Annotated in this window: 16 protein-coding genes and 1 pseudogene; 9 read left to right on the top strand and 8 right to left on the bottom strand. The window is 71.1% G+C overall.

The genetic code is table 11. The annotated features are described in order from the left end of the window. The first annotated feature begins 33 nt into the window (after window positions 1–33). On the top strand, window positions 34–1155 hold the full coding sequence (locus ACFZDK_RS17915; RefSeq protein WP_390973490.1) for a Gfo/Idh/MocA family oxidoreductase: 1122 nt from the start codon (window positions 34–36) through the stop codon (window positions 1153–1155). A 9-nt stretch (window positions 1156–1164) separates the two neighbouring features. Here ACFZDK_RS17915 and ACFZDK_RS17910 read toward each other — a convergent pair whose 3' ends face one another. Together ACFZDK_RS17910 and ACFZDK_RS17905 are read right to left on the bottom strand one after the other, a co-directional pair. Next, window positions 1165–1692 carry a hypothetical protein gene (locus ACFZDK_RS17910; protein WP_390973488.1) on the bottom strand — a complete coding sequence of 176 codons (528 nt, stop codon included), beginning with the start codon at window positions 1690–1692 and terminating at the stop codon, window positions 1165–1167. A gap of 193 nt (window positions 1693–1885) precedes the next feature. Beyond that, on the bottom strand, window positions 1886–5098 hold the full coding sequence (locus ACFZDK_RS17905; RefSeq protein ID WP_390973487.1) for an alpha-L-rhamnosidase: 3213 nt from the start codon (window positions 5096–5098) through the stop codon (window positions 1886–1888). Window positions 5099–5483: 385 nt separating this feature from the next. Here ACFZDK_RS17905 and ACFZDK_RS17900 point away from each other — a divergent pair, with 385 nt between their 5' ends. Next, window positions 5484–6443 (top strand): SDR family NAD(P)-dependent oxidoreductase, encoded by a 960-nt coding sequence (locus ACFZDK_RS17900; protein ID WP_390973485.1) that lies wholly within the window; start codon window positions 5484–5486, stop codon window positions 6441–6443. Window positions 6444–6576: 133 nt separating this feature from the next. Next, window positions 6577–8430: an FAD-dependent oxidoreductase gene (locus ACFZDK_RS17895; protein WP_390973483.1), complete on the top strand. Its 1854-nt coding sequence runs from the start codon at window positions 6577–6579 to the stop codon at window positions 8428–8430. 366 nt (window positions 8431–8796) lie between these two features. Here ACFZDK_RS17895 and ACFZDK_RS17890 read toward each other — a convergent pair whose 3' ends face one another. Beyond that, on the bottom strand, window positions 8797–9822 hold the full coding sequence (locus ACFZDK_RS17890; protein WP_390973481.1) for a pyridoxal-phosphate dependent enzyme: 1026 nt from the start codon (window positions 9820–9822) through the stop codon (window positions 8797–8799). A gap of 205 nt (window positions 9823–10027) precedes the next feature. Between ACFZDK_RS17890 and ACFZDK_RS17885 the strand changes: the two genes are divergently transcribed. The 4 genes from ACFZDK_RS17885 (at window position 10028) to ACFZDK_RS17870 (ending at window position 15418) form a co-directional block, all read left to right on the top strand. Further along, window positions 10028–10762 (top strand): hypothetical protein, encoded by a 735-nt coding sequence (locus ACFZDK_RS17885; RefSeq protein WP_390973479.1) that lies wholly within the window; start codon window positions 10028–10030, stop codon window positions 10760–10762. 27 nt (window positions 10763–10789) lie between these two features. Continuing rightward, a complete protein-coding gene (locus tag ACFZDK_RS17880; RefSeq protein WP_390973477.1) occupies window positions 10790–11266 on the top strand; it encodes an OsmC family protein in 477 nt (158 codons plus the stop codon). Between the two features lie 292 nt (window positions 11267–11558). Beyond that, window positions 11559–12734, top strand: a complete 1176-nt coding sequence (locus ACFZDK_RS17875; RefSeq protein ID WP_390973475.1) for a cytochrome P450 — start codon at window positions 11559–11561, stop codon at window positions 12732–12734. Window positions 12735–13147: 413 nt separating this feature from the next. Beyond that, window positions 13148–15418 (top strand): M4 family metallopeptidase, encoded by a 2271-nt coding sequence (locus ACFZDK_RS17870; RefSeq protein ID WP_390973474.1) that lies wholly within the window; start codon window positions 13148–13150, stop codon window positions 15416–15418. A 70-nt stretch (window positions 15419–15488) separates the two neighbouring features. Here the strand turns inward: ACFZDK_RS17870 and ACFZDK_RS17865 are convergent, their stop codons facing one another. Next, complete coding sequence (locus tag ACFZDK_RS17865) at window positions 15489–16043, bottom strand: TetR family transcriptional regulator (protein ID WP_390973472.1); 555 nt, start codon at window positions 16041–16043, stop codon at window positions 15489–15491. A 33-nt stretch (window positions 16044–16076) separates the two neighbouring features. Between ACFZDK_RS17865 and ACFZDK_RS17860 the strand changes: the two are divergent. Next, window positions 16077–16328: pseudogene (locus ACFZDK_RS17860) on the top strand (alcohol dehydrogenase catalytic domain-containing protein); the annotation flags it as partial. 582 nt (window positions 16329–16910) lie between these two features. Beyond that, complete coding sequence (locus tag ACFZDK_RS17855; RefSeq protein WP_390973470.1) at window positions 16911–17315, top strand: hypothetical protein; 405 nt, start codon at window positions 16911–16913, stop codon at window positions 17313–17315. Window positions 17316–17360: 45 nt separating this feature from the next. Here the strand turns inward: ACFZDK_RS17855 and ACFZDK_RS17850 are convergent, their stop codons facing one another. The 4 genes from ACFZDK_RS17850 to ACFZDK_RS17835 form a co-directional block, all read right to left on the bottom strand. Next, entirely contained in the window at window positions 17361–18053 is a 693-nt protein-coding gene (locus tag ACFZDK_RS17850) for a TetR/AcrR family transcriptional regulator C-terminal domain-containing protein (protein ID WP_390973469.1), read from the bottom strand. 39 nt (window positions 18054–18092) lie between these two features. After that, window positions 18093–18848: an SDR family oxidoreductase gene (locus ACFZDK_RS17845; RefSeq protein WP_390973467.1), complete on the bottom strand. Its 756-nt coding sequence runs from the start codon at window positions 18846–18848 to the stop codon at window positions 18093–18095. 232 nt (window positions 18849–19080) lie between these two features. After that, window positions 19081–19449, bottom strand: coding sequence for an MmcQ/YjbR family DNA-binding protein (locus tag ACFZDK_RS17840; RefSeq protein WP_390973465.1), 369 nt, complete (start codon window positions 19447–19449; stop codon window positions 19081–19083). Then, entirely contained in the window at window positions 19446–19841 is a 396-nt protein-coding gene (locus tag ACFZDK_RS17835) for an MmcQ/YjbR family DNA-binding protein (RefSeq protein WP_390973463.1), read from the bottom strand. Before ACFZDK_RS17835 ends, ACFZDK_RS17840 begins: the two co-directional genes overlap by 4 nt. Window positions 19842–19884 lie beyond the last annotated feature (43 nt).

The following is a 19884-nucleotide window of genomic DNA, read 5'->3' as shown; positions in this document are numbered from 1 at the left end:
TTCCGGTCCACACAAGAGAACAGGCTGCACATCATGAACACATCCGAGTCACTGCTTGCCGGGCTGGCCCGGTCCGAGAAGCCGATCGGAGTAGGGGTCATCGGACTCGGGGCGCACGGGAGCTGGGCCGAGCGATCCCACCTGCCGGCCCTGCGCGCCGTCCCGGGTTACGAACTGAGGGCCCTGAGTACGAGTTCGGCACAGTCGGCGGAGCGCTCCGGTCACAAGCACGGCGTCTCCCGCACCTTCGGGACGGCGGCCGAGCTGGTCGCCTGCGACGAGGTGGACCTGGTGGTCGTGGCGGTGAAGGTGCCGCACCACCGGGAACTGGTGCGGACGGCGTTGGACGCCGGCAAGAGCGTGCTGTGCGAGTGGCCGCTGGGCAACGGTCTCGCGGAGGCCGAGGACATGGCCCGGCGGGCGCACGCCCGGGCCGTGCCGACCGCCGTCGGACTCCAGGCACGGTCGCACCCGGCCCTCGTCCACGCCCGCGACCTCGTGGCCGAGGGCTACGTGGGGGAGGTGCTGTCCACCACGGTCGTCGGCTCGGGCGGCGCCTGGGGAGCCACCGTCGGCCCCGGCGATCACTACGTGCTCGACGCCGCCAACGGCGCGACCCTGCTGACCATTCCCTTCAGCCACACCCTCGACGGACTCGCCTCCGTCCTGGGAGAGCCCGAGGAGTTGCAGATCCAACTGGCCTCACGGCGTACGTCGGCCGTGGACACCGAGAGCGGAGAACGCGTGCCCATGACCGCGGCGGACCAGGTGGTGGCCGCGGGGCGGCTGCCGGGCGGCGCGGTGGCCACCTTCCACTACCGCGGAGGGACGGCCCGGGGCACCAACCTCCGCTGGGAGATCAACGGCACCGAGGGCGACCTCGTCCTCACCGCCCCGACCGGTCATCCTCAGCTCAGCCCGGTCACCCTGGAGGGCGGCCGCGGGAGGTCCACCGGACTCGCTCCCCTCGCGGTGCCGGAATCGTACGTGCGCGTTCCGCGCCTGGACGCCCGAGCCGACGCGCCGGCGTACGCGGTCGCCCACGCCTACCGGCAGTTCCTGGACGACCTGCGCGAGGGCACGTCAGGCGTACCCGATTTCGCACACGGTGCCGCCCGGCACCGCAGCATCGAATCCGTCGTCGCCGCAGCCTGACCCGCACGCTCACCAGAGCCCGGTGGGCTCCATCCCGGCCGCCCGGAGCAGGATGTCCCGCGTGGAACCCATCCCGTACTTGTCGACGTCACCGGAGAGTTCGGCCACCTCCAGCAGCAGCGGCCGAATGTCGACACCGGCATCCCGTGCCTGCCCGCACAGATCGTTCAGGGCGACCATCATGTCCCGGGTGTCCTGGCCCTGGTCCTCGACCGACATCTCCAGCAGTCGCTGCCGGAAGCCCTGGGACGTGGAGGCGAAGGGCAGTGTCGTCGCCCAGCAGAACGAGTGGCACCGTTCCAGGAGTGCGCGCAGGGCGGCCCGGACGTCCTCGCCGCCCGCCTCGTACCGGGAGAGTACGTCCCGCAGCGCCGCCTCGGCCTCCGGCCGGAGCCCCGCCTCGTCCAGCGGATGCGGGCTTTCCTGCACCTTCCGCAGCCAGTCGGGATCGGTGAGATCCACCTGCCCCGTCGCGATGGGCTCGACGCACGCGTCGATCAGCGCCACCCATTCGCCGAGCTCCGCCAGTTCTTCCATACCGCCGCTTCCCCCCCGTCCCGCTCACGATGACGCCCCTGGGATACCCCGCCCCACCCCAACACCGTCACCCCGAAGGCGACTTGCCCACGCCCACATCCAGAATGCCCCCTCCGGCGGCGGCCCGCTGCCCCGCACGCCGCCGCCGGAATCACCAGGCCTGGCCCCCCCGTATGTGTCGGACGGGCGGCCGTCAGGCGGTGAACTCGTGGGTCCCCGAGCCCACCCGGTACACCGCGCAGCCGTCCTCGCGGCGCAGGAACGTGCCGTGGGTGTGGGTGACCGTCGCCGGGTCGGACGCCGGGACCCAGACCTCGGCGGTCGTGTTGGGCGGCACCTCGCAGGTCAGGGTGAAACGGCCGGACCGCAGCCGCCAGCGGGTGGAGACGGGCCCGTACACCGAGGTGAACGTGGCGCGGGCGGAGGTGACCGCGCCTCCCGGACGCGGGCGGACGACGATCTCCCGGTAGCCGGGCCGCCCCGCCGCGATGCCGGCGATGTTCGTGTACATCCACTCGCCCACCGAGCCGTAGGCGTAGTGGTTGAAGGAGTTCATGCCCGCGTCCTGGAAGCTGCCGTCGGGCCGGATCGAGTCCCAGCGCTCCCACATCGTGGTGGACCCCCGGTCGATCTGGTAGCCCCAACTCGGGTACGAGCGCTGCTCCAGCAGTCGGTAGGCGACGTCCGTGTGTCCCGTGTCGGTGAGGACGGGCAGCAGCCGGGGCGTGCCGAGGAACCCCGTGGACAGGTGCCAGTCCCGGCCCTGGATCAGGGCCACCAGCCGGTCGGCGGCCGCCTTCCGGGACGCGTCCGGCAGCAGGTCCATCGACAGGGCGAGGACGTACGCCGTCTGCGTGTCGCCCCGCACCCGGCCGTCGGCGGTGACGTAGGCGTTCTGGAAGGCCGCCCGGATCCGGCCGAAGAGGTCGCTGTACGGCGCGGGATCCTCGCCGAGTTCACCGGCCATCCGGGCCGCGAGGTCGGCACTGTGGGCGAAGTAGGCGGTGGCGATGACGTCCTTGGGGGTGTCGTCGTCGACGTTCAGCCAGTCGCCGTACCCCTCGGCCGGCCGCAGCAGTCCGGCGCTGTGCTGCTCCAGGTAGGTGAGCCAGGCCCGCACCGACGGCCAGGCGTCCGCGAGGACCTGGCGGTCGCCGTAGGCCTGGTAGAGGGCCCAGGGGACGGTGACACCGGCGTCGCCCCAGCCCGCCGTACCACTGCCGAGCGTGCCGACCACCGGCGCCACGTCCGTGAAGGCGCCCGCCGAGGTCCGCGAGTCCCGCAGGTCGACGAGCCACTTGGACAGGAACCGAGCCGACTCCATGGTGTAGGCGGCGGTCGGCGAGAAGACGTTGATGTCGCCGGTCCAGCCCAGCCGCTCGTCGCGCGCGGGCGTGTCGGTGGGCACGGAGAGGAAGTTGCCGCGCTGCCCCCAGGTGATGTTGTGGTGCAGTTGGTTGAGCATCGGCACGTCGGTCTCGAAGTCGAGGGTGAAGGGGGCGTCCGTGTGCATGACGCGCCCGGTGACGGCCCTCGCGGTGGGTGTGCCCGGAAAGCCGGTCACCTCGACGTACCGGAAGCCGTGGGAGGTGAAGCGGGGTTCGTAGACCTCCTCTTCCCCCTGGCCCTTGAGGGTGTACGTGTCCGTCGCCGCCGCGCTGCGCAGGTTGGCGGTGTAGACGGTGCCGTCGGGATTGAGTACCTCGGCGTGCCGCAGCCGTACGGTCGTCCCCGCGTCGCCGGAGACCCGCAACCGCACCGAGCCGACCATGTTCTGCCCAAGGTCGAACACATACACTCCGGGCTTGGGCTGGGTCACCGCCTTCGGCGTCAACTCCCGCTCCACCCGCACCGGCCCGTCCACCTGCGCGACGATCAGCCCCGGCCCGATGTCGCCCTCACCGCGTACGGGGAGCCAGCTCGCGTCGTCGAAGCCGGGCGAGGTCCACCCAGGGGTCTCCTTGCGCGCGTCGTACGTCTCCCCGTTCAGCAGGTCGGCGGCGACGATCGGCCCGGCGGCGGCCCGCCAGTCGGTGCCGGAGGTGACGCGCTCACCGGTCCCGTCCGCGTACTCGACCTCCAACTGCGCGAGCAGCGCCGGGTGCGGGCCGTACTGGCCGGGCCCGAACATGCCCACGTTCCCGGCGTACCAGCCGGGGGCGAGGTAGGCGCCGAGAGCGTTGGCGCCAGGTCTGAGCAGGCCGGTGACGTCGTACGTCTGGTACTGCACGCGGGTGCGGTAGTCGGTCCAGCCGGGGGCGAGCTGGTCGGTGCCCACCCGGCTGCCGTTGAGGTGGGCCTCGTACAGGCCGAGCGCGGTGGCGTACAGACGGGCGCGGGACACCTTCTTGCGCGGCAGCCGGAACGTGTGCCGCAGCTGGGTGACGGCGTACGACACCGGGACGACCCGCCCCCAGGGGCCGCCGCCCCAGGCCGCCGCCACCCGGACGGCCGGCCACCCGCCGTCGTCGAAGTCCAACTCCGCCCACCCGTCGGCGGGTTGCTGGTCGGTGGTCTTCCAGGAGGCGTCCGTGAACACCTTCTGCTCACCGGAGGCGGTACGGACCACGAGGACGGCGAGGAGCCCCGCCGGGCCCACGGTCGCGTTGGTGGCGGCCACGGCGACAACGTTGTCCCCGGCGCGCACCTGGTCCAGTACGTCGACGACGGCCGGGCGCCGCCAGTCCTCGTTGTCGGTGTCGAGGTCGGTGTGGGCCACCTCGACACCGTTCACCAAGACGGCGTACACGTTGTCGGCGGTGATGGCGAGCGTGGCCGCCGTGACGCCGTCGGGCAGGTCGGCCCGGCCGCGGAACCAGCGGGTGGCCGCCGGCACGCTGCTCGTCGGGTCGCCCTCGGGGAACCAGATCCAGGAACCGCCCTCGAAGGACGGCGCGTCGGTCAGGCTCGCCGGGGCGGAGATCCAGTCGGCGGTCCACTGCCCGGTGTCCATGAGCCCGGTCTCCCACCACGAGGGTTCGCTCCAGCCGGACACCTTGCCGTCGCCGTCCCACACCCGCACGGACCAGTGGTAGCGGGTGCGGGGCTTGAGGGCGGGCCCTGCGTACGGCACGAGCGCGGACTCGGCGGAGGTGACCTTCCCGCTGTCCCAGACGTCCGGACGCGCCAGCCCCGAGGCGCTGCCGGCGACCCGGACCTGGTAGGCGCTCTGCCGCACACCCGTCCCGTCGGCGGTCAGCGGCCAGCTGAGACGGGGGTGTTGGGCGTCGATGCCCAGGGGGTGGCGCACGTACTCCACGGTGGGCCCGGCGACGCGCGGGCCCGCGCCCTGCGCTTCGGCCTGCGCCGGTCCGCGCAGCGGCGCGGCCACCGCCGACCCGTTGTCGACTGCCGCCGCCACGACCGCGGCGGCGGCGCCCGCGAGAATGTTCCTCCTGCTGATCATTACGACTCCTCGCACAGAGAAAGGAATGAATCGATTCAGAACGGAGAGGCGTGGAAAACGTAGAGCCGGGCGGGACGGGGGTCAATCGTCGTGCAGTTCTTTTTCTCACGTGCTCAGTTCGAGGCGTCGAGCAGCGCGGGGCGCCACGGGGTGGCGGTAAGTCGATTGAACGGTTTCAATCCGGCGTGGGTACGGGGCTCGGTTGCCGGTGACCGGCGGCATGTGGGTGCGGGCGGGATGTGGGTCGCGGCCGGAGCTGTCGGTGGTCCATCGGTGATCCATCGGACGTCTGTCGGTCCTCGCTGGAACCGTGGCTGCCGAGCCGCCCGGTTCGGCAGCCACGATCCCCACCGCCTCGCCTCCGACAGCAAGGGAGCCCGCCGCCATGTCGTCCACCTCCGCCCCACCGCCCTGGAGTGTGCACCGGCTGCCGCGTGCCGACGGGCGGGTCTTCCTGGTCACCGGCGGCAACGCCGGAATCGGGTACTTCGTGGCCGAGCAGCTGGCCGCGACCGGAGCCACCGTCGTGCTCGGCAGCCGTGACACCGCGAAGGCCGAGGCCGCCATGGCCTCGATACGCGCACAGGTCCCTGGCGCGCGGGTGCGGGCCGTACGACTGGACCTCGCCGACCTCCCTTCGCTCGAAGCCTCGGTGAGGTCAGTGGGAATGGGGCACCTGGACGCCGTGGTCAACAACGCGGGCGTCGCGCTCGACGATCCGCCGCGCCGGGAGACGTCGGACGGCCATGAACTCATGTTCGCGACCAATCACCTCGGGCACTTCGCGCTGACCCGGTGGCTGATGCCGTTGCTCTCGGCCGCGCCGACGGCCCGCGTGGTGACCACGGGCAGCTTCGCGGCCAAGTCCGAGCGGCTCGATCTGGACGACCTGCAGTCCCGGAAGGACTACCGGCCCAAGCGCGCCTACGGACGTTCCAAGCTGGCGCAGATGTCCTTCGGCGTCGAACTCGACCGGCGGCTACGGGCGGTCGGCAGCACAGTGGCGAGCGTGGTGGTCCACCCCGGCGGCGCACTGGACTCCCTCACCCCGCCACGGCCCTCGGTCCATGCGCGCACGGCCGGCGCCCGCTGGGGCGCGGCACCCGCGGCCCTGCTCGTCCAGGGCAAGCACGCCGGCGCCTGGCCCGCGGTCCGTGCGGTACTCGACCCGTCCGTGCACGGCGGCCTGCTGTGGGGGCCACGCGTCTTCGGTCTGCGCGGCGAACCCCGACCCGAACCGGTGTGGAGCCATGTCGCCGACCCGTCAGTGGCGACCCGGCTGTGGGACGCGAGCCGTGACCTGACCGGTGTCGACCCCGGCACGGTCATCGGTGTCATCGGTTAGAGCCGGGTCCATCAGATCAACCTGCCTTCCTGGGAAGGAAGTTGGAAAGGACTCCCTGTGATTGTGAGGATGCTGTAGGTGACAAGGGAAAAGGCTTCCGGCTTCCGGAGACCCTCCCTAGCCTCCGATGCCCATGGCAACAGAACACGCGCAGCAACAGTCGGCGCAACAGTCCCAGAGCCATGACGGACACAGCCGGAGACACTTCCTGACGGCGACCGGGGCAACGGTCGCCGGAGTTGTCGGCGGGGGAGCGGTCGGCACCGTGGGAGCCGCCGCCGGAAGCGCGGCCGCGGCCTCCTCGGGCAAGCGCGTCGCCGTCCTCGGCGGCGGGGTCTCCGGCCTCAGCGCCGCCCACGAACTCGCCGAACGCGGCTACGAGGTCACGGTCTACGAGTACTACGACACCCTCGGCGGCAAGGCCCGCTCCATGGACGTCCCCGCGACCGGAACGGGCGGCCGCAAGCCGCTCCCCGGCGAGCACGGCTTCCGCTTCTTCCCCGGCTTCTACCGCAACCTGCCGGACACCATGCGCCGCATCCCCTTCCCCGGCAACACGAACGGCGTCCACGGCAACCTCCGCAACGGCACCGAGGAGTTGTTCGCCCGCGACTCCGGCCGCCCGGACCTGCACTTCCCGCTCCGCCGCGCCACCACCCCGCCCGCCCCCGGCGACCTCACCCCGTCCTGGATCCGCGACCAGATCCTGTCCGTGCTGGACCTCGCCACCCGCCTCCCGGCCCACGAGGCCGCCTACTTCGCCGACCGCCTCCTGGTCCACCTCACCAGCTGCGACGCCCGCCGCGAGGGCCAGTGGGAGAAAGTCGCCTGGTGGGACTTCATCCGCGCCGGCGAGATGAGCCGCGAGTACCAGGTGCTCCTCGGTATCGGCCAGACCCGCAACCTCGTCGCCACCCGCGCCGAGATCGCCTCCACCCGCACCGTCGGCCGCGTCATCATCGAGGCCCTCATCCTGTGGGGCCTGCTCGGCCGCGGCATGGACGGCGACGCGGACATCGACCGGGTGCTGAACGCCCCGACCAGCGAGGCGTGGATCGACCCCTGGGAGACACATCTGCGCTCCCAGGGCATCGAGTTCGTGCTCGGCACGGAGGTCCGGGAGGTGGTGTACGGCGGCGGCCGGGTGACCGGCGTACAGGTGGCGGCACGCGACGGCAGCCGGCAGCGCACCATCACCGCCGACCACTACGTCTGCGCCCTCCCGGTCGAGCACGCCCGCGTGACCTGGGGCCCGGCCCTGCGCGCCGCCGACCCCCAACTCGGGCGGTGCGACGCGCTGAAGACCGACTGGATGACCGGCGTGATGTTCTACCTGCGCACGCCCACCCCCGTCGTGCACGGCCACATCAACTGCCTCGACTCACCGTGGGCGGTCACCGGAATCGGCCAGACGCAGTTCTGGGACGGACGGGACTTCGCCCGTGACTACGGGGACGGGCAGGCCCACGAGTGCCTGTCCACCATCATCTCCGAGTGGGACAAGCCCGGAATCCTGTACGGCAAGACGGCCCGCGAATGCACCAAGGACGAGATCGTCAGCGAACTGTGGGCCCAGCTCAAGGACGGGCTGAACGACTCGGGCAAGACCACCCTCAGGGACGAGGACCGGCTCGGCTGGTTCATGGACCCGGCGGTGACCGGCCTCGGCGGCCCCGCCCCGCAGAACCGCGAACAGCTCCTCATCCACCCCACCGGCACCCTCTACAACCGCCCGTCGGCGCGGACCGCCGTACCGAACTTCTTCCTCGCGGGCGACTACGTCCGCACCGACGTGGACCTGGCAACCATGGAAGGCGCCAACGAGTCCGCGCGACGCGCCGTCAACGCACTCCTGGACGCGGACAGTTCGACCGCCGAGCGGTGCCACATCTGGGACTTGTTCCGGCCCCCGGAGATGGAGCCCCTGAAGCGGATCGACGACGTGCGCTACCGACTGGGGTTGCCCAACACCTTCGACCTGGGGTAGTACTCGGGGCCCGGTCCTGGAACGCATCCGGGCCATGTGCACCCTGGCCAAACCGACAGTTGCCCGTTGCCCGTTGCCCGTTGCTCGTTGTCGGCGCCGCTTGTCGCGGAATGCACGAGCGCGATGTCGGGCAACGCGGACACGACGCCCCGGCCTCTGAGGGCGGGGCTAGTCCGCAGTCTCCTGGTCTCCTGGTCCCCGCCGGTCCGCCCTCGCCTGTCGCGCCGGTCAGGCCACGCCGTCCGGATCATGACCGGGCACGGCGCGCAGGGCGATGCCTGCGGTGGCGTGCAGCGCCGGCGTCGGCCCTCAGGAAGGCCTCGATTGGGAGCGGCGGAGACGCTGAGACACGGCGACGGCCCTCGATCACATGGTGCGGGCCGCGACAGCCTCTCCGGCCCGCACCAGTGCCTCCTGATGGCCGAAAAGCCCGGGAAGCCCGCCCGTGTGCACGAAGACGGTGCGCTCACCCGGACGGATGTCCCCCTCGCGCACGGCGGCGACGAGACCGGCCATGGCCCGCCCGGTGTAGACGGGGTCCAGGACGAGCCCCTCGGTCCGGGCGGCGAGCAGGACCGCGTCGGCGACCGGTTCGGTGAGGCGGGAGTACCCGGCACCGACCTGGTCCAGCCGCAGCCGTAGAGGTGGCTGCCGCGGCGCGGGGGAGGGCGCGTACAGGCCGGTCAGCAACAGGTCGACTGTGCGTGCGGGATCCGCCACCGCCCCGCAGTGCACGCCCAGGACCCGCTCCGCGCCCAGAGCACGTACCAGCCCGGCCATCGTGCCACCGCTGCCCAGCGCGACCACGGCGGTGGCCAGGTCGGGAGCCTGCGCCAGGAGTTCGCGCCCGCCCTCGACATAGCCCAGGGCGCCGACGGGACTCGATCCGCCGAAGGGAATGAGCGCCGGAGCCGCGTCCCGCTCGCGCAGTTCCCCGACGACACGGTCGAGGACGGCCGCGAGTTCCGCCCCGCCCACCGCACCCGCCCAGACGATCCTCGCGCCGAGAAGGCCGTCGAGAGCCAGATTGCCCGCGGCCGTCACGGTTCCACTGTCGCTGTCACCGTCGCTGTCGGCGGGCTCGCCCGCGAGGACGAGCACGACGTCCATGCCGAGACGGGCTCCGGCCGCCGCCGTGAGGCGCGCGTGGTTGCTCTGCGGCGCCCCGCTGGTGACGAGGGTCCTCGCACCCTCGGCCAGGGCCTGTCCGCAGGTCCACTCGAGCTTGCGGACCTTGTTCCCTCCGCCGCCCAGCCCGATCAGGTCGTCCCGCTTGATCCACAGGTCGTCCGGCCCGAGACCCAGCGCCCGGGCGAGACGCGGGGCCGGTTCGAGCGGTGTCGGCCAGGAGGCCAGGGTGACCCTGCGGTGCTCCTCGCGCGTCGTCTCCATGCGACAACCCCTTCGTCTCCGTGCCGACGTGTCCGCCCCGGTGCACCCATGCTTTCGCCAGGGACGCACCCCGCTCAACACCGGCCTCACCCCGCCGCGCCCCACCCCACCCCGCTTCGGCCCGGCCGGACTCCAGGTAAGAGACGCACGAAGACCTGCGATGCCGTACGACCGACCGGCGGGCCACCCCTGGACAATGAACGCCATGAGCGACCGTATGAGCGATGCCGAGGACCGGCTGGCCAGGATCGAACGGCGGCTGCAGAGCGGCGAGCGCGACGTCGTGCCCGCGTGGCGCAGAGCCACGCAGGGCGAGCCGCGCTGGGCCGTGACCGCCGTCATCCTGGTCGCCGTCGCCCTCCAGCTCATGCTGCCGCACCGGCTCGCCTTCCAGCCGTACTGGGTCCTGCCGGTCCTGGAGACGGCGCTGCTGGCCGGCCTGATCGCCGGCAACCCCCGGCGGGTGGAGCCCCGCACCCGATGGCTGCGCCTGCTGGGACTGGCCCTGATGGCCGTGATCAGCCTCGCCAACGGCTGGTCGGCGGTCCGACTGGTGGCAGGCCTCGTGAACGGCACCGAGGGCAAGGACGCCGGACCGCTGCTCCTGACCGGCGGCGGCATCTGGCTGACCAACGTCATCGTGTTCGCCCTCTGGTACTGGGAGTGGGACCGTGGCGGACCGATGGCACGGGTCCGCGGCCACCAGCAGTACGCCGACTTCCTGTTCGTACAGATGCAGAGCCCCGAGACCGCGCCGGCGGACTGGGAACCGGCCTTCCTGGACTACCTCTACCTGTCCTTCACCAACTCCACCGCCTTCAGCCCGACCGACGTGATGCCGCTGTCCCGCTGGGCCAAGATGCTGATGATGCTGCAGTCCACGGTCTCCCTGGTGACAGTGGTCCTGGTGGTGGCACGGGCCGTCAACATCCTGCGCTGACGGCAGGGGTGCCCTAGGTTTTCCGACATGAGCGAAGACTCCCTGCGCCTGGTCACGGTCGAGCGCACCGGCACCGGCCACTTCACCGCGACGAACGCCCGCGGCGGCACGATCGACTTCGGTACAGGCACAGGCACAGGCACAGGCGACGGCACGGAGTTCACCCCAGTCGAACTGCTGCTCGCCGCGATCGGCGGCTGCACGGCGGCCGACGTCGACGCCTCCACCAGCCGCCACACCGAGCCGACCGCCTTCACGGTCACCGTCAGCGGCCACAAGGTCAGCGACGAGGACGGTAACCGCATGACCGACCTCGCCGTCAGCTTCCACGTCACCTTCCCGGCCGGCGCACAGGGCGATCGTTCCCGCGCCATCCTGCCCCGGGCGGTCGCCGTCTCCCACGAGCGGCTGTGCACCGTGAGCCGCACGGTCGAGGCCGGTACCCCCGTGGCCGTGTCGGTCGACGACGTGTCGGCCAAGGACCTGCCCGCCGAGGACGCCTGACCGCGGTCGCCTGCCGCAGTCGTCCGCGCCGAGCCCGTTCGCCGGGCGCCGCGTTGTCCCGTGGAGGTGCCGGGGACAAGAACTCCGGCCTCGCGCCCGCAGCCCGATGGCCTGGCGCCTGCAGCCTGACGGCCCCGCGCCCGCGGTCCGACGGTCCCCCAGTCTGCGGCCCGACGGCCCCTCAGGCCGCGGCCCGACGGCCCGTCACGCGGGGGCCGGTGGACCGGCCGGTCGGAGCGCCGTGGTTAGGATGCCCCGTGCATCCTTTCCCGCTCCCCGGCCGGACGGCGCGATGACCACCGCCGTCTCCTTCCCCCTCGGCGCCTCGACCACGCTCGCCGAACTCGCCCGGGATCCGCACCCGCGCCTGGCGCTGCTGCGTGCCCACGAACCGGTGTCGTGGCTGCCCGAGCTGAACGGCTGGCTGGTCACCCGCCGCGACCTGGCGCTCGACGTCATGCGGGACTCCGTCACCTTCACCGTCGACGACCCCCGGTTCACCACCGCCCAGGTCGTCGGCCCGAGCATGCTGTCCCTGGACGGTGCCGAGCACGCCCGCCACCGGGAGCCCTTCGCGGCGCCCTTCCGGCCCCGGAGGGTGCACGAGGGCTTCGCGGGGTTCATAGAACGGGAGACCGACCGTCTCGTCACCGCGCTGGAACCGGCGGGCGCCACGGAACTGCGCCGTTCCTTCGCCGGACCGCTCGCCGTGGCCGTCGTCACCGAGGCACTCGGACTGGTCGGGGCGACCACCGACACGGTGCTCTCCTGGTACGACGCCATCGTGAGGTCGGTCTCGGACCTCACCGCGGGCCTGGAGGCAGGCCCGGCCGGTACCGCCGCCTACGCACAGCTGCGGTCCGCCGTCGAGGCCACCGTCGCCGACCGGCACGCGTCCTCGCTCCTCGTCTCCGCCGCCGGGCAACTGGAACTTGCCGAAGTGGCGTCCAACGCGGCGGTCCTGATGTTCGGCGGCATCGAGACGACCGAGGCGATGATCACCAACGCGCTGCTCCACCTGCTCCAGAATCCCGGCCAACTCTCCCTCGTACAGGCCGATTCCACCTTGCTGGACGGAGCCGTCGAGGAGTCCCTGCGCCTGGAGCCCGGCGCCGCCGTGGTGGACCGCTACGCCACCCGCGACACCGTTCTCGGCTCGGCCGCCATCCGCCGCGGCGACCTGGTCAGCGTCTCCCTCACGGGTGCCAACCGTGACCCGGCCGTCTTCACCGACCCGGACCGTTTCGACGTCCGCCGCGCCGACGCCCGCCTCCAACTGGCCTTCGCCCATGGCCCGCACCACTGTCTCGCCGCCCACCTGGCCCGCCTGGAGACCCGTATCGCCCTCCAGTACCTGCTCCAACGCCTCCCCGGGCTGCGCCTCGACCCGGAGCGGCCCGCCGCGCCGTACGGTCTGGTCTTCCGCAAGCCGGACGCGCTGCACGTGCTGTGGGACGTTCCGGCCTGACGGCTCTTGACAGTCCTCGACCGTCCTTGACGGCCGGGCGGCCGCCCCCGACACCTCGGCAACACCCCGACCGGCGCCCCTTGCTGCCCATGCCCGGCCAAAAACCGTCGCCGCGCCGCTCGAAACCGTAGCTCGCAACCGTCAGTTCCAGCCGTTGTGGTGTTGCGCTCATGACAATCGCGAGCGGCGGATGTCAATCTGCTCTGCGAAAGTTCACCGCGAACACACAGCTGTCTCACGCAAAGCCCAAATCTCATCCCCCACTTCACCGCACGGCCGAGCAGACGTCACCCCGTCGCACCGTGCCCTCCTGCCCTGCCCCCCAAGACCCGCGCGCCGCCGGACGGCTCGACCCAGCCGACCCGCTCTCCCGGGCTCCACCGAGTCCGACCACCCCACAGAAGGAGAACGCCATGTTCCGGCAGGACCGTCACCACCGCCGTGTCAGACACAGCATCACCCTGGCGCTGACCGCGGCAACCACCCTCCTCGCGGCCGGCCTCCAGAACGGCACCGCCCTGGCCGCGCCCGGCGACCCCGGCCCCGCCAGGATCCACGCCACGCCCCGGGCCGGCGCGGCCCCGGCACCGCTGTCACCGGCCAAGCGAGCCGCCCTGCTCAAGAGCGCCGCGGCCGACGCCCCCGGCACCGCGAAGACCCTCGGCCTGGGTGCCGACGAGAAACTCCTCGTCAAGGACGTCACCCGCGACGCCGACGGCACCACGCACACCCGCTACGCCCGCACCTACGCCGGCCTGCCCGTCCTCGGCGGCGACCTGGTCGTCCACGACAGCGCGGGCCGCCTGACCGTGTCCCGGGCCTCGAAGGCGGACCTCGCGGTCCCGTCCACCAAGGCGAAGATCTCCTCGGCCAAGGCGAAGGCCCAGGCGCTCGCCGCCGCGGCGAAGGCGGGCGCCGAAAAGCCCGCGGTCGACGGCAGCCCTCGTCTCGTCGTCTGGGCCGCCTCGGGCAAGCCCGCCCTGGCCTGGGAGTCCGTGGTCGGCGGCCTCCAGGACGACGGCACGCCCAACGAACTCCACGTGATCACCGACGCGGTCTCCGGCAAGCGGATATTCCAGTACCAGGGCATCGAAACCGGCACCGGCACCGGCCAGTTCAACGGAACCGTGCCCCTCGGCACCACACTCTCCGGCTCGACCTACCAGCTTGTCGACGGCGACCGCGCCGGACACCGCACCTACGACCTGAACCAGGGCACCTCCGGCACCGGCACCCTCTTCACCGACGACAACGATGTCTGGGGCGACGGCACACCGGCCGACCGGCAGACCGCGGGCGTGGACGTCGCCTTCGGCGCCGCCGCCACCTGGGACTTCTACAAGAACGTCTTCGGCCGCAACGGCATCCGCAACGACGGCGTCGCCGCCTACAGCCGCGCCCACTACGGCAACAACTACGTCAACGCCTTCTGGTCGGACACCTGCTTCTGCATGACGTACGGCGACGGATCGGGCAACACCCACCCGCTGACCGCGCTCGACGTGGCCGCACACGAGATGAGCCACGGCGTCACCGCGGCCACCGCGGGCCTCACCTACTCCGGCGAGTCGGGCGGCCTGAACGAGGCGACCTCCGACATCTTCGCCGCGGCCGTCGAGTTCTACGAGAACCTGCCCGCCGACGTCCCGGACTACCTGGTCGGCGAGAAGATCGACATCAACGGCAACGGCACCCCGCTGCGTTACATGGACAAGCCCTCCAAGGACGGCGCGTCCAGCGACTACTGGAGCCCGTCACTGGGCGGACTCGACGTCCACTACTCCTCGGGCCCCGCCAACCACTTCTTCTACCTCCTCTCCGAGGGCAGCGGGGCGAAGACCGTCAACGGGGTCTCGTACGACAGCCCCACCTACGACGGCCAACCGGTGACCGGCATCGGTATCGAGAACGCCCAGCGCGTCTGGTACCGGGCGCTGACCACCTACATGACGTCCAGCACGAACTACGCGGGCGCCCGCACGGCCACCCTCCAGGCCGCGGCCGACCTCTTCGGCGCCTACAGCCCCTCCTACCTCGCCGTGGCCGACGCGTGGGCGGCGATCAACGTCGGCAGCCGGATCGCGCTCGGCGTGAACGTGGCACCGATCGCCGACCAGATCAGCGGAATCGGGCAGGCGGTGTCCTTCCAGACGGACGCCTACACCACCAACTCCGGTGCCGGCCTGACGTACACGGCGACCGGTCTGCCGGACGGACTCACGATCAGTGACACAGGCCTGATATCCGGCACCCCGACCACCCTCGGCACCAGCGACGTCACCGTCACGGTCACGGACGACACGGGCGCCTCCGCCACGGAGCAGTTCTCCTGGCAGATCGCCTACGTCTACGCCAACGCCACCCGGGTCGACATCCCCGACAACGGCGCCGCGGTGGAGTCCCCGGTCACCGTGACCGGCCGCACCGGGAACGCCTCCGCCACCACCCAGGTCTACGTCAACATCGTCCACACCTACCGCGGCGACCTGACCGTCGACCTCGTCGGCCCCGACGGAACCGTCTACTCCCTCCTCAACCGCAGCGGCGGCTCCGCCGACAACGTCGACCAGACGTTCACCCTCGACGCCTCCGCACAACCCCTCTCCGGCACCTGGAAACTCCGGGTCCAGGACCACGCCGCGATCGACGTCGGCTACATCGCCCAGTGGCGGCTCATCCCCTGACCCCACCCGGCCCCGCCGGCCGTAGACGCACATCGTCCCGGGACGCCCACCGCGTCCCGGGACAACCCGTTCACGCAGGTCGGTTCGTCAGGATCGCGCTCGCGACAACATCGAGCAGGTGGTCCGCGCGTGGCGTGAGCGAGGGCTGATCACCGATCCAGGCCAGCGCCGCCACCAGCGCGAACAGATCGGTGCCGTCGATGTCGGCCCGGGCCGCGCCCGCGGCCTGGGCCCGGGCGAGGAGCCCCGTGCCGGCCGCGCGCATCGTGACGCACGAGGCGTGCAGTGCGGACTCGCTGTCCTCCAGGGCGGCCGCCATCAGCGCGGTCGCGCCCCGGTACTCGTGCGCGCACGCCACGCAGTCACGCAGCCACGAAACGAGTGCATCCTCGGGCGAACTCGACGTCTCGAGCTCGCCCGCCCTTGCCGTCAGCCCGTCGAAGCTCGTGCGGAGCAGGGCGTCGAGCAGTGCCTCGCGCGTGGGGAAGTGACGGAGCAGCGTGGCGAGCCCCATGTCGGCCCTGCGTGCGATGTCGCGCAGCGACGCCTCGGCGCCCTGCTCGGCGATGGCGGCACCCGCGACGGCGAGCAGGTGGTCGCGATTCTTCCTGGCGTCGGCCCGCATCCATCCCTCTTGACTATCCGGCAGGAGGAAACGATGCCAGGACGCACGATGAGGGCCATCCGACTGCATGAGCACGGCGGCCCCGAGGTTCTGCGCTACGAGGAGGTGCCGCTCCCCGAGCCGGCACCCGGCGAGGTGCTCGTCCGCGTGCACGCGGTCGGCGTCAATCCTCCCGACTGGTACCTGCGCGACGGGCTGAGCAACATACCTCCGGAGACAAGGCCCAGGTTCGACCTGCCCGTGATCCCGGGAACGGACGTGTCGGGCGTGGTCGAGGCCAGCGCTGAACCATGAATCCCTCGACACGCTGCCCCAACGGGCTGCCACCGCCTACGTGCGCGGGCTACTCGTCACCGCTGGCATCTTGCCGTCACGCGATGAGAACCTCGCTCTGCTCACCAACTGGGTCGCCCGGACCGTAGCCGGACTCCCAGCGCGGCATGCCAATCTCATCCGTCCGTTCGCCGAATGGCACATCATCCGCGACGCCCGCCGACGCTCAGCCCGCGGCCGTTACACCTACGCCGCGTACAAAGGGGACTGCGGCAACGTGGCTGCAGCCATCGACTTCCTGAACTGGCTCGACTCGCAGCATCTGAGCCTTCGTCGAATTCAGCAACCGCATCTGGATACCTGGGCGTCCGAGAGGTCAACCCTGCGCACCCGTTCCATCCCTTCCTCCGCTGGAGCACCGCCCGACGCCTCTGCCCAGCCGATCTGCGCATCGAGCGTGCAGCCTCTCAACTCCCCGGTCACTTCCAAGCCGAGGACGAGGCCCGAGACGAGCTGGTGCGCTGCCTGAACGACTCCGCGTTGCCCTTGGACGTCCGCGTGGCAGCTGCTCTCGTCCGTCTCTACGCCCTTCCCTTGACCCGGATCGTCGAGCTCACCGAGGACCACATCAGCCGCGACCAGGAGCACACCTACCTGGCGGTCAACCAGCACCCCTTCGTGCTCCCGCCGAAACTCGCCCGTCTCATCGACGATCAGCTCCGGCACAGCACGCCCCGGCACAGCACCACGGCCGGACGTAGATACCTCTTGCCCGGCCAAAGCCCTGGACGCCCGCGTAACCCCCTCGGCCTCGCCGACACCCTGAGACACCATGGACTGCCCGCCCGCGCAGCTCGGAACACAGCCATGATGGACGCCCTGGCCGACCTGCCGCCCATGGTCATCGCTGACCTGCTCGGCATCCACCCCAAGACAGCCGAACGCTGGGCCACCCTCGCCGGCGAAAACTGGTCCGCATACTTGGCGTCGCTGAAGTGACGCACCCTTGTGCATAGGCGATCAGCGACCCGGCTGGTCCGGGGATCAGGATCCGGTGCTGTAGCGGGTGAGCATGAGGGCGACGGCTTCGTCCACGATCGCGGCGTCGGCGGGGTTGGGCGGGACGAAGTCGGTCCGTACGAGTTGAGGCCACAGGAACTGGCTGCAGATCATGCCGAGGAACTGTTCGGCCACTGCGGATGCCGACTGTGGCCGTCCGTCGGCCGAATGGAAGTCGAGTGTGCCGGCCTGTGCCTCGGCGTCCAGGTAGTCGCGGAGCCGGTCGAAGAAGGGTCCGCGGTCGATGGCGAAGCCGGTGCCGACGATGTCGGCGAGTTCCGGCATCTGGGGCAGCTCGGTGATGATGAGGCGGCACAGCGCCGCCGTGCCCGGCCGCGCGACCAGGCAGGCGTAGTCACGGCCGATGTGGTCCAGACCGTACCGGGGATCACCGGGCGGGGGCGGTTCGGCGTACTCCACATCCAGCTGCCACTGTTCGGAGGTGACGGCCGCGAACAGCGCGGCCTTGGAGGGGTACCGCTTGAAGAGGGTGCCGGTGGAGACGCGGGCCTCCTTGGCGATCTGAGCCAGGGAGGTCTTGTCGTATCCCCGGGCGAGGAAGAGGTCGCGGGCGGCGCGGATAATACGCGCACGGTTCTCCGCTTTGATCTGCGCGTGATACCCGGCCTGGCACGCATCGCCACCGCTTTCCGCTCGGTCACGGTCCGCCACCGACATACCCACGCCCCTCGCCCGTCTCCGGCCGCATCCCCGCTGTCAGAGGACGGTCTGGCCGCCGTCCAGGATAAGGTCCTGGCCCACCGCGAAGGCGGAGGCGTCGGAGGCCAGGTACACGACGGCCTCCGCGACCTCCTCCGGCAGACCCATGCGGCCCAGCGGGATGCCGGCGCTGATCCCCTCCAGTACCGCCGCCTGCTGCGCGGGGTCCTCGATCCCGAGCTTTGAGTAGAGCGGGGTGTCCACCGGGCCGGGGCTGACCGCGTTGAACCGGATGCCGTGCGACCTGAGCAGGTCCGCGTTCCACGACCGCATCAGGGAGCCGACAGCCGCCTTCGTCGCGGCGTAGGCGTTCGAGTTCCCGTAGCCGCCGTGCGCGCTGCTGGACGCGTTGAGGATGACCGAGGACGGGTTGGCCAGCACGGGCACCAGGGCCTGGGTGAGGAAGAAGACGCTCTTGACGTTGATGTCGAAGAGCCGGTCGAAACTGTCCTCCGTGTGGTCCTCGAACGGCCGCCAGTCCGAGACACCGGCGTTCAGGAACACCACGTCCAGCTCCCCGAAGTGCTCACGCACCCGCTTGGCCAGGCCGCGCTGCGCATCGAGATCGCGCGCATCGGCCTGCACGACGGGCACCTTGTCCCCGAGGACCTGCCGGGCCCTGTCGATGCTGGCCGGGGTCACGCCGGTGACCAGCACGTCGGCCCCCTCCGCGACAAAACGCTGCGCGGTCTCCAGACCGATCCCGCTCGTGCCGCCGGTGATGAGGGCGCGCTTGCCCGCAAGACGATTCATGGTGATTGTTCCTCGCCGAGAAGTAAGGTAAGTCGATGGACTCACCTTCTAAAGGTAGCCCCCGCGCCTCGCTCATGGCAAGTCGATCCACTTACCATCGGGGCCGGGGGCGGTTCTGCTGAGCCGGGGAAGGTGGCCGGCACCGGCTCGAATGCCATCTCGCGGTCGTCGGTGAGGAGTCGGGCGATGGTGTCTTCCCGAGCCCGACGGCCCCGCAGGAATCTCGCGGGGCTCATCGGGCTCTGGGGCGGTTGCCTCTCGGCAACTGCTCGGCGGCCAGGTCGTAGGAATCCTCGACCGCGTCGGTGATCAGCCGTTCGGTGACGCCGGGTCCCGGCCCCAGTGAGATCCAGTGGCGCTTGTCGAGATAGCGGCCCGGCGTGATCGAGGCGTGGCCACGCTCCAGTGCCCGCGCGTGCTCGGGCTCGCACTTGACCGTGATGATCTGGTCGTCCGGGTCGTCGGTGACGATCAGGAACACCTTGCCGGCGACCTTGTATACGTCGAGTCCCGGAGTGAAGGGGTAGCCGTGGCTGACGTCGGGGAGGGACAGGGCCGCCTGGCGGGCGATGTCCTGGAGCCGGTCACCGGCCGCGCTCACCGGGCCGCCCGCGTGCCGGTGCCGTAGGTGTGCGGGTCGACAGGCTGCTGGGCCTTGGGCAGGTGGGCGACGACGAGCCGGTAGGAGTCGGTGACGAGCTCCCTGACGAACTCCTTGTCGACGCCTTCTCCGCTCTCCAGGGTGATCCAGTGCTTCTTGTTCATGTGGTAGCCGGGGGTGATGTGGCTGTATTGCTCCCGCAGGGCGTGGGCCTCGCCGGGGTCCGCTTTGAGGATCACGACGGGCCGCCCCGGGACTTCGGTCATCAGCATGAACACCTTGCCGCGCACCTTGTAGACCTCCCAGTCGGGGCCGAAGGGGTGCTCCAGCTGGGATCCCGGGAGTTCCTCCGCGCATTCGGCGGCGGTCTTGTGCAGGGCCGATCCGTTCATGGGGCGTTGCCTTCCTCAGGTGGTGACGGACTGTGGCATCGAA

Source organism: Streptomyces sp. NPDC007901 (genome assembly GCF_042959465.1).
Classification (GTDB): Bacteria; Actinomycetota; Actinomycetes; order Streptomycetales; family Streptomycetaceae; genus Streptomyces.
The sequence above is the reverse complement of the archived record's forward strand: the minus strand, read 5'-3'. Positions and strand labels throughout refer to the sequence as shown.

Bases quoted from the DNA above. Each gene is read 5' to 3' on its own strand.
- ACFZDK_RS17915 (WP_390973490.1), top strand. From the start codon at position 34: ATGAACACATCCGAGTCACTGCTTGCCGGGCTGGCCCGGTCCGAGAAG.
- ACFZDK_RS17910 (WP_390973488.1), bottom strand. From the start codon at position 1,692: ATGGAAGAACTGGCGGAGCTCGGCGAATGGGTGGCGCTGATCGACGCG.
- ACFZDK_RS17905 (WP_390973487.1), bottom strand. From the start codon at position 5,098: ATGATCAGCAGGAGGAACATTCTCGCGGGCGCCGCCGCCGCGGTCGTG.
- ACFZDK_RS17900 (WP_390973485.1), top strand. From the start codon at position 5,484: ATGTCGTCCACCTCCGCCCCACCGCCCTGGAGTGTGCACCGGCTGCCG.
- ACFZDK_RS17895 (WP_390973483.1), top strand. From the start codon at position 6,577: ATGGCAACAGAACACGCGCAGCAACAGTCGGCGCAACAGTCCCAGAGC.
- ACFZDK_RS17890 (WP_390973481.1), bottom strand. From the start codon at position 9,822: ATGGAGACGACGCGCGAGGAGCACCGCAGGGTCACCCTGGCCTCCTGG.
- ACFZDK_RS17885 (WP_390973479.1), top strand. From the start codon at position 10,028: ATGAGCGACCGTATGAGCGATGCCGAGGACCGGCTGGCCAGGATCGAA.
- ACFZDK_RS17880 (WP_390973477.1), top strand. From the start codon at position 10,790: ATGAGCGAAGACTCCCTGCGCCTGGTCACGGTCGAGCGCACCGGCACC.
- ACFZDK_RS17875 (WP_390973475.1), top strand. From the start codon at position 11,559: ATGACCACCGCCGTCTCCTTCCCCCTCGGCGCCTCGACCACGCTCGCC.
- ACFZDK_RS17870 (WP_390973474.1), top strand. From the start codon at position 13,148: ATGTTCCGGCAGGACCGTCACCACCGCCGTGTCAGACACAGCATCACC.
- ACFZDK_RS17865 (WP_390973472.1), bottom strand. From the start codon at position 16,043: ATGCGGGCCGACGCCAGGAAGAATCGCGACCACCTGCTCGCCGTCGCG.
- ACFZDK_RS17850 (WP_390973469.1), bottom strand. From the start codon at position 18,053: ATGTCGGTGGCGGACCGTGACCGAGCGGAAAGCGGTGGCGATGCGTGC.
- ACFZDK_RS17845 (WP_390973467.1), bottom strand. From the start codon at position 18,848: ATGAATCGTCTTGCGGGCAAGCGCGCCCTCATCACCGGCGGCACGAGC.
- ACFZDK_RS17835 (WP_390973463.1), bottom strand. From the start codon at position 19,841: ATGAACGGATCGGCCCTGCACAAGACCGCCGCCGAATGCGCGGAGGAA.